Origin of the sequence: Massilia litorea (assembly GCF_015101885.1) — a bacterium.
GTDB lineage: Bacteria > Pseudomonadota > Gammaproteobacteria > Burkholderiales > Burkholderiaceae_D > Telluria > Telluria litorea.
The window spans coordinates 4,937,585-4,950,963 of the sequence record NZ_CP062941.1; the positions used below are offsets into that span (position 1 = coordinate 4,937,585).

General features: G+C 64.9%; 11 protein-coding genes and 1 pseudogene. All 12 read right to left on the reverse strand.

Annotation, left to right across the window (positions count from 1 at the left end; genetic code table 11):
- Positions 1 to 26 precede the first annotated feature (26 nt).
- Positions 27 to 470, reverse strand: coding sequence for a type II secretion system major pseudopilin GspG (gene gspG, locus LPB04_RS22170; RefSeq protein ID WP_193686592.1), 444 nt, complete (start codon positions 468 to 470; stop codon positions 27 to 29).
- Positions 471 to 599: 129 nt separating this feature from the next.
- A complete protein-coding gene (locus tag LPB04_RS22175) occupies positions 600 to 1,031 on the reverse strand; it encodes a hypothetical protein (RefSeq protein WP_193686593.1) in 432 nt (143 codons plus the stop codon).
- 232 nt (positions 1,032 to 1,263) lie between these two features.
- The gene (locus tag LPB04_RS22180; protein WP_193686594.1) at positions 1,264 to 1,854 is read right to left on the reverse strand and encodes an NF038129 family PEP-CTERM protein; all 591 of its coding nucleotides are present in this window, start codon (positions 1,852 to 1,854) and stop codon (positions 1,264 to 1,266) included.
- An 11-nt stretch (positions 1,855 to 1,865) separates the two neighbouring features.
- Positions 1,866 to 4,847, reverse strand: a complete 2,982-nt coding sequence (locus LPB04_RS22185) for an ExeM/NucH family extracellular endonuclease (protein WP_307727285.1) — start codon at positions 4,845 to 4,847, stop codon at positions 1,866 to 1,868.
- 298 nt (positions 4,848 to 5,145) lie between these two features.
- Positions 5,146 to 6,564 (reverse strand): mannose-1-phosphate guanylyltransferase/mannose-6-phosphate isomerase, encoded by a 1,419-nt coding sequence (locus LPB04_RS22190; RefSeq protein WP_193686595.1) that lies wholly within the window; start codon positions 6,562 to 6,564, stop codon positions 5,146 to 5,148.
- Between the two features lie 14 nt (positions 6,565 to 6,578).
- On the reverse strand, positions 6,579 to 7,730 hold the full coding sequence (locus LPB04_RS22195; protein WP_193686596.1) for a sugar phosphate nucleotidyltransferase: 1,152 nt from the start codon (positions 7,728 to 7,730) through the stop codon (positions 6,579 to 6,581).
- Between the two features lie 67 nt (positions 7,731 to 7,797).
- Positions 7,798 to 8,796 carry a UDP-glucose 4-epimerase GalE gene (gene galE / locus LPB04_RS22200; RefSeq protein ID WP_193686597.1) on the reverse strand — a complete coding sequence of 333 codons (999 nt, stop codon included), beginning with the start codon at positions 8,794 to 8,796 and terminating at the stop codon, positions 7,798 to 7,800.
- Between the two features lie 147 nt (positions 8,797 to 8,943).
- Positions 8,944 to 9,156: a WecB/TagA/CpsF family glycosyltransferase gene (locus LPB04_RS24390; protein WP_307727287.1), complete on the reverse strand. Its 213-nt coding sequence runs from the start codon at positions 9,154 to 9,156 to the stop codon at positions 8,944 to 8,946.
- Positions 9,157 to 9,253: 97 nt separating this feature from the next.
- Positions 9,254 to 9,505: pseudogene (locus tag LPB04_RS24395) on the reverse strand (WecB/TagA/CpsF family glycosyltransferase); the annotation flags it as partial.
- Positions 9,506 to 9,508: 3 nt separating this feature from the next.
- Positions 9,509 to 10,621, reverse strand: a complete 1,113-nt coding sequence (gene wecB, locus LPB04_RS22210; protein ID WP_193686598.1) for a non-hydrolyzing UDP-N-acetylglucosamine 2-epimerase — start codon at positions 10,619 to 10,621, stop codon at positions 9,509 to 9,511.
- A gap of 42 nt (positions 10,622 to 10,663) precedes the next feature.
- Positions 10,664 to 12,637 (reverse strand): heparinase II/III family protein, encoded by a 1,974-nt coding sequence (locus LPB04_RS22215; RefSeq protein WP_227496537.1) that lies wholly within the window; start codon positions 12,635 to 12,637, stop codon positions 10,664 to 10,666.
- On the reverse strand, positions 12,637 to 13,278 hold the full coding sequence (locus LPB04_RS22220; protein ID WP_193686599.1) for a hypothetical protein: 642 nt from the start codon (positions 13,276 to 13,278) through the stop codon (positions 12,637 to 12,639). Before LPB04_RS22220 ends, LPB04_RS22215 begins: the two co-directional genes overlap by 1 nt.
- Positions 13,279 to 13,379 lie beyond the last annotated feature (101 nt).

The window sequence follows — 13,379 nt, forward strand, 5'->3', positions numbered from 1 at the left end:
GCCCGGGTAGGAAAATAGTCGGAGGATCAGAGCGAGGAAATATCGGCGTTGTCGCCGGCGCCGCCGGGCTGGCCGTCACGGCCGAACGACACGATCTCGTATTCTCCCTTCGCGGCGGGCGAACGGTATTGATATGGGTGTCCCCATGGGTCGGGCGGTACGCCTTTTTTCAGGTAGGGACCATTCCACTTGGCGCCGGCGCTCGCGGGCGCCGTCATCAGGGCGGCCAGGCCCTCTTCGCCGCTCGGGTAGCGTCCGACGTCGAGCCGATAGGTGTCGAGCGACTTTTCGAAGGCCTCGATTTGCGCCTTGGCGATCGTCACTTCCGACTTGCCGAGCTGGGAAAAATACTTGGGACCGACATAGGCCGCGAGCAGGCCGATGATAACGATAACGACCAGCAGTTCAAGCAGCGTAAAACCACCCGCGCGCGTACGCGGCGACCGGGCATTGCGGGTTACGACATTCATCCAGACACTCCAGAGTTGACCGTTTGATCAAACCCGTGAAGCGTATCACGGCAATATACTTCAGGCAACCAAGATCAGGGCGGCACCGCCCTGCCCGTCTCTGCATGGCGCGGCGCGGCCGGCCAGAGACTAACGGGTCGCCGCAGCCTCCGTCAGTTGGCAGGTATTCGCCCGGCAGGCCGCAACCGGCGTCGGCATCACCTGGCAATTCGAGATCATGCCGGAGCGCTGGTTGCTCGCCTGCTGCTCGCCATGGTAACGCTCGGCCAGTGCTTTGAGTTCGGCGGCGTCCGTACTGGCCGTCGAGTAGGCGAGATGGCTGGCGGGGCCGCCGCAGGGCTTGGCGCCGATCGGCAGCACCTGGCACTGGCTGTCGCTCGTGCACTCGGCTTTGCCGACGAGCGCGTGAATCCGATCCAGTGTGCCGGATGCCGCGGACCCAAGGCCGGGTGCGGGCCCCTGGACGGCAGCCGCCGGCGCAGCTGGCGTGGAAGGCGGGCCGTCGGCCCGGGTGGCGCAGGCCGTGCAGGCCAGCAATAAGAGAATGGCAAGTTGTCGCATGAGCTCATCATACTCGTGCGCTCCCGCGGGTCAAGCGTGCGCTGCCTGGAGCGCCGACATGCGGGAAAGGCGGCTACCGATCCGACCGTTGTGCAGCTGTGGCGAGCACCATGCGCGGGTGGAGTCCGGGTTGCACCTCAGCCGTTCAAGAAGATTCCACACTTAACGCGAACAGCGCAAAAAAAAAGGCACACCTGGCCGCCGCCGGTGTGCCTGTTTGCTGCCTGCGGACTTAGCGCATGCGGCGTTGGCGTGCCATCCCGGTCATGATCGCCAGGCCGAACACCAGCAGGGCCAGGGCCGCCGGCTCCGGCACTTCGGCGACGTTCACGGCTGCCGCATCGAAGGAGACGGCAACTGGCGTGTCCGGCATCAGGTCGAAGGTGGCCAGGTTGCCCGACGCGAGCAGGTATTCGCCGAAGCCCGGGCTGTACAGGGCTACTCCGAGCGTGGTCCCGTCGCCGGCCGGGCCGAGGTCGCCAAAGCGTACGTCGAAGCCGAAGCTGCCCCCGAGATTGACTTCCTGCGTGAACGCATTCAAGCCGGTGCCGTTGCCCAGCACGACACCCGAGGCGAGATCGCCGGCGGCATCGCCCTCGAACATGCTGCCGGCAGCGAAATCGCCGACAAAATTACTCAGCATCGCGCTGGCGGCCGCCGACGAATCGAGCCCGAGGAAGCTGAAGTCGAGCAAGCCCTTGCCTGCCAGCGGCGAGGTATCGACGGTGACGTGGTACATCGGTCCGGCAAGGGCCGAGCCCATCCCGCTAACGAGCATCAGCGCCAGCAGTGCGCGGGAGAACAGGTTTTTCAGGTTGATCATGTTTTTATTCCTTAGAAAGTGCCGCTGAACAGCGTCGGGGTGTAGCCGATGCTCGTTTTCGATGGGTTGGTGAAGGTGGTCGTGACGGTCACCGAGGCGCCGGCTGCCAGCGAGGCGTTCGGCAGGGTCAGGTAAGGGGCGCCGCCCTGGTCGCCGCTCTTGCCGTCGAGCGTGACGCCGGCCGTCAAGCCTTGCAGCACCAGTTGCAGCGGACCGTTCAGTGCCGCGGCGCTCTTGTTGGTGATGGTCACGGTGCCGGTGTACTTGCCGCTGACACGGTTCAGGGTAATGCCCGAACGAGCGATCGTGGTCGAGGCGGTCACGTCGGCATAGGTCGCTGCCAGGTTCAGGCTGACGACCACCGGATCGTGGTCCGATGCGCGGTAAGGGTTGGCCACGTACGGATCCTGGCCGGTCGCCTCGATGTTGTAGTCAATCGCTTCCGGCTCGTCCGCATTGTTGTGCCACTCGGTCACGCCGGCAACCTGGGCAGCCAGGCTGGTGCTCGCCAGTGCATGGTCGAGGTAGCCGCTCTCGCCGCCGAAGACATACGAATACGGGGTGCCGTTCGGACGCACGAAGCGCTCGATCTGGTTCTCGTACCCGGCGGCGTTCAGCACACGGATCGGGTCTTCCATGCCGTAGGCGTTCATGTCGCCCACGATCAGCACGTCGGCATCGTTGGCAGCCGCCTTCACCTGCGGCAGGAAGGTGTCGCGCAGGCGCTCGACCTGTGTCACGCGCGTCGCGTTCCAGCAGCCCTGGCCGTCGCCGCTGTCGGCGTCGCCGCCGCTCGAGCCGCCGCAGCCGCCCTTCGACTTCAGGTGGTTGACCACCAGCGAGAACTTGCCGCCGTTGCCCGCCTTGAAGGTCTGGGCGATCGGGGCGCGGTTGTTGATGGCGTTGCCATCCGACAGCGCGCTGCCGACCAGGCTGACCGCGTTCGGCTTGTAGATCATCGCCACGCGGATCGCGTCGGTGCCGGTTGCGGCCGGCTTCGGCACGACGGCATAGGTACCGGCGCCCATCTTGCCGTTGAGCTGATCGACCAGGTAGCCGACGGCGATGTCGTCGTTGTTCTGGATTTCCATCAGGCCGACGACGTCGGCGTTGATCGCGGCCAGCGAGTTGACGATCTTGTCGCGCTGGCGCACGAATTCCGCCATGTTGTCGGCGCCGCGGCAGTTCGATTTGCTGGTCGTGCTGCCGATCTTGCAGCCCTGGCCGGTGCGGCCCCAGGCATCGCTGCCGTCGGTGAAAGTGGTGAAGAAATTCAGCACGTTGGCGCTGGCGACCCGCACGTTACCCGCTGCCACTTGCGGTGCCGGCAGGCGCTCGTTGGTGCGCGAGAAGCGCGGCGTTGCCGTCGGCTGCAGCTTGAAGGCCGCGCCGCCACCGCCGATGGCGCCGAAATCGAGCACGCCGGTCAGGTCGTCGACGGTGTCGCCGCTACGCACGGTGCCGTCGGCGAACAGGTAAGGAATCGTGGTTGGCGTGGTGAAGATGCCGTCGTCGAGGACGACGATGTTGGCCGCATTTGCCGCCGCCTGGGCGCGCGCCTCGGCGGAACCCGGCACGTAGCGGTTGGTCGGGATCTCGCGGCGGCCGGCGGACAGGGTCAGCTCGCCGCGTTCGCCCAGGTAGGCGTTGCCGTTGACGGTCAGCGGCGTCGTGAAGCGCACCAGCATGCCCTCGAAACGGGCCAGGTCGGTCGGCATCTCGACATTGGTCGGGGCGATGCTGATGCCGCTGCCCAGTTTCGTGAGCGCGCCGATGTCCTTGAACTCGGTGTAGGAACGGGTCGCGCCGCTCGGCGTGTATTCGGTGACGGTGCCGGTGACGCGCACCAGGTCGCCGACGGCGACGCCGGCGCTCGAGCCGAACACGAAGATGCCGTCCGAGGTGGCCGGGTTGCCGTCGCCGTTCTGGTCCTGGATGAAGAAGCCGCTGCCGACCAGGGCCGTGACCACGCCCTGGGTGGTCTGGACCGTGTTGTTGTAGGCCGACTTCGGCTCCGAACCCTGGATCTGCGGAATCGTCAGCTGGCCGGCGACGCGCACGGCGATGCTGCAGCTGGCGCTCTGGCCGTCGTTGTTGCCGAAACCGATCCTGAGGGCATAGCTGCCGGCGGCGACGCTCGCGCCCACGCGCAGGGTGGCGCTGGCGTCCGCGCCGGCGCCGCTGGCGGCGACGACGTTTTCCAGGCCGATGCCCGCCACGCCGCCGGACTCGATGACGATGCTGTTGACGCTGCTGTCGCCGTCACGCGCCGACAGCAGCGCCGTGGTGCCCACGCCCTGCTCGGCCTGCAGGCTGGTCGGACACGTGGCGACGATTTCCTGGACGACCGGGCCGCTCGGCTTGCAGGCGTTCAGCGGCGTGTCCGAGCGGCGCGGCAGGAACACCGCGGCGGCCGTGAAGTCCGCCGCGTTGTTGTCGGTATCGGTGCAGCCGGCCGCCAGGCGCTGGACCGAGGTCGTCGTCGAGGGTGCAGGGGCCGGGGCGGTTTCGCTGCGGTTGGCGGCGCCATAGCCGACCAGGTCGATGATCGTGTTTTCGGTCGCGTCGGTCAGCTTGCTCGTGGTGTTGGCCAGGGCGACCCTGCCGGCCGTCGCCGCCAGCGACATCGCCCAGTTGTGGTCGATGGCGCCGATGTCGGCGCCCGCGGACTGGACATTGCCGGCCACCAGGAAATACTGGCCCGGTTTCAGGGTCACGGTCTCCGGCAAGACGCCGAACGAGGACCAGGTCGTGCCCGTTGCCGACGCATACTGCAGGCTCTTGCCCTTCAGGCTGATGTCCTCGCTGCCGCGGTTGAACAGTTCGATGAAGTCGCGGTTGTAGGTTGCGCCTGCGCTGGCGCCGCCCCCATAGACATGACTGATGACGAGATCGGCTGGCGCGGCGAGCGCGCTTCCCGACAGTCCGGCCAATAAGGCGGCCAGGACCGTGAGGCGGCCTGCCGGTGTGTTCATTGCAACGTGCATGTTCATGGGCTTCCTAGAGAGATGGGAGGGCATATTGTGTTGTCGATGCGGATAGGCATTTTATTATTAGAAATAATTTTATTGTGGAAATTTGACACGCTGATGACGCGCCGTGTTGCGCGACGGGCAACAGATGAGGTAAGGCGACAACATATTGATTCCACTCGGCAATATCAATCCAGGGCGTTCTCATTGTGACGTGGCAAACGGTTCACCAGCTTGTTCAAATCTGACCAAACCGCGCGAGACGACAGGCAAAAAAAAACGAGCGTCGCCGCTCGTTTTTCCTTGTTGCCAACGCGTCTCAGGAACGCTTGTAGATGTCCTCGAAGCGCACGATGTCGTCCTCGCCGAGATAGCTGCCCGACTGCACTTCAATGATGTGCAGCGGCAGTTTGCCCGGGTTCTCGAGGCGGTGGTTCATGCCGATCGGGATATAGGTCGATTCGTTTTCCGATAGCAGGCTGACCTTCTCGCCGCAGGTGACGCGTGCCGTGCCCGACACCACGACCCAGTGCTCGGCGCGGTGGTGGTGCATCTGCAGCGATAGCTTTTCGCCCGGCTTGACGGTGATGCGCTTGACCTGGAAGCGGTCGCCGGCATCGATGCCCTCGTAGTGGCCCCAGGGACGATAGACCTTGGTGTGGTGCAGGTGCTCGGTGCGCTCCTTCGACTTCAGGTGGTCGACCACCTGCTTGACGCGCTGCACCGCGCTCTTGTGCGCCACCAGCACGGCGTCGTTGGTCTCGACGACAACGATGTCGTCCAGGCCGACCACGGCCACGATGCGGCTCTCGGCGCGCACCAGCGAATTCTTCACGCCGTCCAGGTAGACGTCGCCGCGCTGGGCATTGCCGTTCTCGTCCTTCGGCTGCACTTCCCACAAGGCCGACCAAGAACCGACATCGCTCCAGCCGATATCGGCCGGCACGACCACGGCGTTGGCCGTGTGTTCCATGACGGCATAGTCGATCGAGTCCGACGGGCAGCTGGCAAAGGCTTCCTCGTCGAGGCGGCAGAAATCGAGGTCGCGGTAGCCGGTGGTCATGGCCTTCTCGGCCGCAGCGGCGATTTCCGGCGCAAACCTGCCCAGTTCGGCCAGGTATTGCTCAGCCGCGAACATGAACATGCCGCTGTTCCAGTAATAGCCGCCATCGGCGACGAAGGCCTGGGCGGTCGCCAGGTCCGGCTTCTCGACGAAGCGCTCGACCTGGTAGCAGCCTTCGCAGGCAGCCAGGGCGGCGCCGCGGCGGATGTAGCCGTAGCCGGTTTCCGGCGACTGCGGCACGATGCCAAAGGTGGCCAGACCGCCGTCTTTCACCAGGCTCGCGGCGCGGATCACGGCATCCTTGAATGCTTCCGTGTTTTCGATCACGTGGTCGGCCGGCAGCACCAGCATGACCGCCTCCGGATCGATCGACTTCAGGAAGTGCGCGGCCGCGGCCACCGCCGGAGCGGTATTCCGGCCGGCCGGCTCGAGCAGGATCCCCAGCGGCGTGATGCCGGCCTCGCGCAGCTGCTCGGCCACCATGAAGCGGTGGTCGTTGCCGCACACGACCAGCGGCGCCTGCAGACCCGGCAGGCCGGCGACGCGCAGCGCAGTGTCCTGGAGCATGGTCTTGTCGGCCACGATCGGCAGCAGCTGCTTCGGCAGCACGGCGCGCGACAATGGCCACAGACGGGTGCCGGCACCGCCAGAGAGGATCACTGGATAAATTTTCATGCGTTCGCTTTCTTCTATCGACTATTACTTTTCTGGCCTGCGTTTTCTCTGCGGCTGCTGCGGCGGCGATCGCGTGCGTTCAACCACTCCTCGGAACTGTATTCGGAGGCGTGCTTCATTTCCCCTGCGCGGTCCACACTATATTCTTTGAACACGATCATTTCGTTAAGTGTTACATCGTGCAACACACGAGTATATTCAAACAACACGCTGCGGACAACCTCGGCGCCTTCGCAGATGTGGCTGCCGTGGCCGATCCACGTCGGTCCGACGATGTGCACGCCCGCTTCGATTCGTACGCCCGAGCCGATATAGACCGGACCTTCGATCGTGGTGCCGTTCCAGTCGATGCTCGTGTTCAGGCCGACCCACAGGCCCGGCTCGATCTGGGTGCCGGGCACGTCCATGTGGCTGACTTCGCCGGTCAGCACGGTCTGCAGCACTTCCCAGTAGTCGGACATGGTGCCGATATCGAGCCAGTTGAACGGACGGCCCTGGGCGTAGAACGGCAGGCCGCGCTCGGCCAGCAGCGGGAACAACTCGGAGCCGATGTCGAAGGACACGCCGGACGGGATCAGGTCGATCACTTCGGGTTCGAAGATATAGATGCCGGTACTGATGAAGTTCGACTTCGCTTCTTCCTGGCTCGGCTTTTCCTGGAATTCTGTGATGCGCCCTTCTTCGTCGGTGACCACCACGCCATACGAGGACACTTTGTCCCACGGCACTTCCTTGGTGATGACCGAGGCCATTGCACCCTTGCGGCGGTGTTCGAGCAGGGCGGCCTTCAGGTCGAGGTCGATCAGCGCGTCGCCGCACATCACGATCGTGGTGTCGTCGAAGAACTGGCCGAATTCCTGGATCTTCTTCATGCCGCCGGCCGAGCCGATCGGCTCGGGCACGATGGTGCCGTCATCGGTCGTATAGCCTTCGAAGGAATAGCCGATCTGGACGCCGAACTGCTCGCCCTCGCCGAAATACTCTTCGATCTTTTCGTGCAGCCAGCTGACGTTGACCATGATTTCGGTCACGCCGTGTTTCTTCAGATGTTCGACCAGGTAAGCCATCACCGGTTTACCCAGCAGGGGAATCATCGGTTTCGGGAGGTCGTACGTGAGCGGGCGAACGCGCGTGCCCTTGCCTGCCGCGAGAATCATAGCTTTCATTTAACCCATCCTTTGGTGGGGCCTTGATAAAACCTACTGCGCGTCGGTTTCTCAAGGCCCTGTTACGTTAGTGATTGGAAGTCTGGTAGCGCCAGGTGTCGGCGCACATCTGCGCCACGTCGCGCGTGGCAACCCAGCCCAGTTCGTCGCGCGCACGCGCCGGATCGGCATAGCACTTGGCGATGTCGCCCGGACGGCGGTCGACGATCTGGTACGGGACCGGGCGGCCGCTGGCCTTCTCGAAGGCGCGCACCATTTCCAGCACGCTGTTGCCATGGCCGGTGCCGAGATTGTAGGTGACCAGGCCAGGGCCTTGCGCCAGCTTGTCAAGGGTCTTCACGTGGCCGATCGACAGGTCGACGACGTGGATGTAGTCGCGCATGCCGGTGCCGTCCGGGGTCGGATAGTCGCCGCCATAGACCGACAGTTTCTCGCGCTGGCCAGTGGCGACCTGGGCGATGTAGGGCACCAGGTTGTTCGGGATGCCGGACGGCGATTCTCCGATCAGGCCGCTTTCATGGGCGCCCACCGGGTTGAAATAGCGCAGCAGCGCGATGCGCCAGTCCGGCGCGGCCTTGATCAGGTCACGCAGGATGTCTTCGATCATCAGCTTGCTGCGGCCGTAGGGATTGGTGGCCGACAGCGGGAAGTCCTCGGTGATCGGCACCGAGGCCGGGTCGCCATAGACCGTGGCCGAGGAGCTGAACACGAGCGTCTTGACGCCGAATTTCGCCATCGTCTCGAACAGCACCACGCTGCCGGAAACGTTGTTGTCGTAATAGCGCAGCGGCTGCGCCACCGATTCGCCGACGGCTTTCAGGCCGGCGAAGTGGATCACGGCGTCGACCTTGTGGGCGGCAAAGGCCGCTTCCATGGCCGCGCGGTCGCGGATGTCGGCTTCGACGAAGTCGAAGGCCTTGCCCGTGATCTTTTGCACCTGGTCCTGGACCGAGCGCTGGGCGTTGGAGAGATTGTCGACCACGACCACGTCGTACCCGGCATTTTGCAACTCGACGACGGTGTGGGAACCAATGTAGCCCACGCCGCCCGTAACCAGAATCTTCATTGTCGTCACTCTCTTAAACAGTTGATGCGCACCTGTTTCGGCGCTCCAGAACGGCGTTCATCGCCGTCCCCCTCTTGTCCTTTGGCAGCGGTTCTATGACCGCGTCTTCCCTAATTCGGCGCGTCCCGCAAGACGCTCCGCAATTCTTTACTGCCGGCGCATCTGCGCCGCTTCCTTGATCAGCACCCAGATAAACGCCATGTCCTCGATGAAGTAGCGCCGGAACATGCGGCGCGGCTCCTGCAGGAAGCGATAAAACCATTCCAGGCCGGCCCGCTGCATCCAGAGCGGGGCACGCTTGACGCGGCCGATCGCCACGTCGAAGGCGCCGCCCACGCCCATCGCAAACGGGATGCGCATCGTTTCCTGCCTCCGCCTCGCCCTGCCAGTAGCCGTCGCGCCAGCCGCGCTCGCTCGAGCGGCGCATCGGCGCCTCGAACAGGTCGACCCCGGCGACGCGCTCCCTGAGCGGCTTGCCCAGTAAACGCGAAGCCCATACCACCGGCATGCCGTCGACATTGACCAGGGCGCGGTCGTTGATGATGCGCCGCAGTCCTTCGTCACGGCTGGCCTTGACCAGCTTGTCCACGTTCACCACCACGTGCTGATGGGGCTTGCCGGAACGGATGAATTCCCCGATACGTCCAAGGGTTTCCTCCATCGACAGGTTGTCGATCCTGCAGCCCATCATCGTGATGGAAGGGGTCATTTCCTAGCCCTTGGCCAACTCGCGTGCCAGTACTTCCACGATGCGTTCGGCGGCCTTGCCATCCCACAGGTGCGGGCGGCGGCCCTGCTTGCCCTCGCCGCGCAGGACCTTGCGCGCTTCCAGCATGATTTTTTCCGGGTCGGTGCCGGCCAGCACGTTCGAACCCTCTTCGACCGTGACCGGACGCTCGGTGTTTTCGCGGATCGTGACGCAAGGCACGCCGAGCGCCGTCGTTTCTTCCTGCAGGCCGCCGCTGTCGGTCAGCACCACGGCCGCGTCCTTCCACAGGTTGAGGAAGGCCATGTAGGCTTGCGGACCGGCCAGGATCACGTTCGGACCGAGGTCGATGCCGAATTTTTCAATATTGGCGCGGGTGCGCGGGTGCACCGGGAAGATCAGCGGCAGCTCATTCGCGATTTCCTTCAGCGCGCCGGCGATGCGGGCGAACATGACCGGGTCGTCGACATTGCTTGGACGGTGCATGGTGACGACGCCGTATTGACCGCCATCCTTTTGCGCCGCGGCTTTGAAAGCGGCGGTCTCGAAATCGGAGGTGTCGGCGCGGGTCAGCTTGTCGGCCTGGAACAGGACGTTGTCGACCATCACGTGGCCGACATAGTGCACGGCCGAGTCCGGCTTGCCTTCGCGCTTCAGGTGTTCGACGGCCGCCGGTTCGGTGGCGAAGAACCAGTCCGAAATGCTGTCGGTGACGAGGCGGTTGATTTCCTCGGGCATCGACATGTCGCCGCTGCGCAGGCCGGCCTCGACGTGGGCGACCGGGATGTTCAGCTTTTTCGCGACGATCGAGCAGGCCAGCGTGGAGTTCACGTCGCCCACGACCAGCACGGCCGCCGGACGCTCGGCCATGCACAGCTCCTCGAAACCGACCATGATCTTGGCGGTCTGCTGGGCATGGCTGCCGCCGCCGGCGGCCATGAAGACGTCCGGTTGCGGAATGCCGAGTTCCTCGAAGAATACGTCGTTCATTTCGCGGTCGTAGTGCTGACCGGTGTGGATGATCTTGAACGACAGCGCCTGTTGTGCCTGCAGCGCACGCACGATGGGGGCGATCTTCATGAAATTGGGCCTTGCGCCCGCGACCAGATAAATGAGCATTTTCAGACTTCCCTAAACAGCTATAGTAATTATGGCTACTTGTTAAAAAAACGTTATTGTAAACTTACATTCGACCGGAACGGCGGACGATACGGTCGAGATACGAAGCACGTCGCTCGGTTCCTTCGACTGGTAGCAGCGCGAATACCAGCCCAGGGGCGGGTTTTCGGCGCCGCGCACGAGTTCGAGCTTGAGGTCGGGGCCGGTCGTGTGCATCTGCAGCGCGAAGCGCTTGCCGCGCACGTGCAGGCCGGTGCTGGTGAGCCGGACGTTCAGTTCTGGAGCGAAATGCCAGAACAGCTCGATCGCATGGGACTTCTTCGCGGCAACTTCGTCGCGCACGACCAAGGTACTGGTGGCGGCGTCGTAGCGCACGCTGCGCAGGTGGCGCACCGGGTCCGACAGGCGGCTGTAGCCGTCGTGCGAGCCGCGGAAATCGAATTCATGGGGAGAAGCAGGCATGCGTTCGATGCTGGCGCGGGCCTTGCGCAGCCACATGAAACGTCCGCCTGAGACCGACTGGTCGCGCCCGTCCACGCGCACCGTGTTGTGGGCCGAGGTGCCGCGGAAGTAATCGCGCCACTTCTGCCCCTGCCAATAGGAATAGGTGCCGGGATCGACCAGCACCTGTTCGCCCGCCACCGACAGCGTCAGGGACAGGGCGTCGGCATGGCCGTGGGCGGCAATGCCGAGGTAGCCGAGCGGGCCGCAGTCGAGCATGCCCTTGATCTCGTTTTCCTCGCCGAACTGGGAACCGAACAGCAGGTAGCCTCCGTCCGGGAAGGCCCAGCCGGTGTCGGACTCGTGGGGATCGGCGTCGGGCCGTCTGCCGGGCAGCGCATGCAGCAGCCAGCGCACGCCCGGGTGGCTGGCCGGCTGGGCGCCGAACACGCTCTCGCCCAGCGCCAGCAATTGCGCCGCGCGGTCACTGCCGGCCGCGTCCAGGCGGAACACGCTGCCGTCGTCGCTGTCGCCCACGTTCGGCACATGGCCGTTGATGTCGCGCACGGAACGCAGGAAACGCAAGGCGCGCTGCAGCACGCTCCAGTAGGTGCGCGAAAAACCCACGTCGCAGGCCTGGCCTACCAGTCCTGCGACAAACAGGAACTCGGCCGAAAACACATGGTAGCCGAAGGCCTGCTCGCGGTTCACGCCGTCGAGCGAATACTGCAGGCGCGCCTGCTGCTCGAGTTCGCGCCTGGCCTGCTCCATCCAGGCGCTCGATGCTTTCCAGCAGGGCCAGACCGAGCTGGCCACGAACAGGCCGGTCAGTTCGCCGATCAGGTGGTTGTTGGCCGAGGAGTGGCGCGACAGGTTGCGCGAAATCGTGCGGCAGTGGGCGTGGATGCTATCCAACCAGTCGGCGCGCAGGCGCTGGCCCGATTCGCCGGCGAAGAGCAGGCTCGCCTCGCCGCCCACCAGTTGCCACAGCAAGGCCCAGTTGACCAGGCGGATACCCAGCTCCATCGGGCTGGTCCAGTTGGGACCCAGCAGCGGCGGGCACTGGTCGAGCCAGCTGCGCAGCTGCTGCTCGAGCGCGTGCAGCCAGCGCACGTCGCCGCTCACGCTCCAGGCCTGGGCCAGGCGCACGAGGTGCAGGTGGCGGTTCAGTTCCCAGACGTGCTTGATGTCGCCGACCAGCTCGGGATTGTCGATGGCGATGTTGTCGGAGAATATGGAAGGGCCGGTCACGCCGCTGTACGGATCGCGGTTCCAGACGGTCGGCACGCCGACGTCGAAACTGCGGTCGGCGAACAGGACTACGTGGCCGGCGCAGATGCGGTCGGCTTCGGCCAGCAGGGCATCGACCTCGCCCGGATGCATGGTGGGGGCGCCCTGGACGTTGAAGGTGCGTGCCCGCGGCAAAGGCGCCGAGGTCGGTGCGGATACCGCGCGCAAGGTGGCCCCGCGCGCCATTTTCGCGCGTGCCGCCCGGCGCACGCGGTAGCCGATTTCGGCCACCGACATGCAGCGCAGACGATTCACCCACCACACCATGCGTACTGTTGCGTTCATCAAGCCCCCGCCAAATCGTTATAGATCGCGGCCAGGCGGCCGCAGATCGCTTCTGTTGAATAGTGTTGCACCACCGTGTCGCGTGCCCGCGCCCCGAGCCGCACGCAAGTTCGCATCGTCCAGCATCCGCGCCGGCGCCGGCGTAGGGCGCGGCAGCGCCGCCACGCCGCGCGCGTCGTCTCCTGGCGCCTCGGGAATCCGGCCGACGCGGCTGGCGAATCCCGCCTTGCCGGCCGCTGGCGCGTCGAGCGGCTCGGCCATGTCTGTTGCTTGTGCCAGGGGGCCGGGGAGCACGCCACGTCCGGGCTGGCATGGCCGATGATGACTTGCGGCAGCGGCGCCACATTCGGCACCACCGCGCGCACGCCGGCCGCGCAGCCGCGCACGAAAGCGGCCCAGCCGTCGATAAGGGCGACCAGGAGCGAACTGCGCTCGAGGATGCGGGCAATGACCTGCCGGAATCCGCGCGCCGCCCCTCCCAGGCTGGCAAGGACCTTGCCTTGGCAGTGGACGCCGACATGACGCACACGCTTCTGTTCGGACAGCTCGCCGGCCCGCAGGATCGCCACCAGCGCCGCCACCCCGTCGTGCCCTTCCACGGCGATACCATGCATCGTGACGCGCGGCGCGCGCGCTGTCATGCACGCACTCCGGCGCTCAGGAGCACAGCCAATCTGTTGGAGAGGAAGGGTTTCACTATTCTTGATAAAGGCACAATATTTCGATCATACATCAACTGTTG

Coding starts and splice junctions, on each gene's coding strand:
- gspG (WP_193686592.1), bottom strand. CDS start 470: ATGAATGTCGTAACCCGCAATGCCCGGTCGCCGCGTACGCGCGCGGGT.
- LPB04_RS22175 (WP_193686593.1), bottom strand. CDS start 1,031: ATGCGACAACTTGCCATTCTCTTATTGCTGGCCTGCACGGCCTGCGCC.
- LPB04_RS22180 (WP_193686594.1), bottom strand. CDS start 1,854: ATGATCAACCTGAAAAACCTGTTCTCCCGCGCACTGCTGGCGCTGATG.
- LPB04_RS22185 (WP_307727285.1), bottom strand. CDS start 4,847: ATGAACATGCACGTTGCAATGAACACACCGGCAGGCCGCCTCACGGTC.
- LPB04_RS22190 (WP_193686595.1), bottom strand. CDS start 6,564: ATGAAAATTTATCCAGTGATCCTCTCTGGCGGTGCCGGCACCCGTCTG.
- LPB04_RS22195 (WP_193686596.1), bottom strand. CDS start 7,730: ATGAAAGCTATGATTCTCGCGGCAGGCAAGGGCACGCGCGTTCGCCCG.
- galE (WP_193686597.1), bottom strand. CDS start 8,796: ATGAAGATTCTGGTTACGGGCGGCGTGGGCTACATTGGTTCCCACACC.
- LPB04_RS24390 (WP_307727287.1), bottom strand. CDS start 9,156: ATGCGCATCCCGTTTGCGATGGGCGTGGGCGGCGCCTTCGACGTGGCG.
- wecB (WP_193686598.1), bottom strand. CDS start 10,621: ATGCTCATTTATCTGGTCGCGGGCGCAAGGCCCAATTTCATGAAGATC.
- LPB04_RS22215 (WP_227496537.1), bottom strand. CDS start 12,637: ATGAACGCAACAGTACGCATGGTGTGGTGGGTGAATCGTCTGCGCTGC.
- LPB04_RS22220 (WP_193686599.1), bottom strand. CDS start 13,278: ATGACAGCGCGCGCGCCGCGCGTCACGATGCATGGTATCGCCGTGGAA.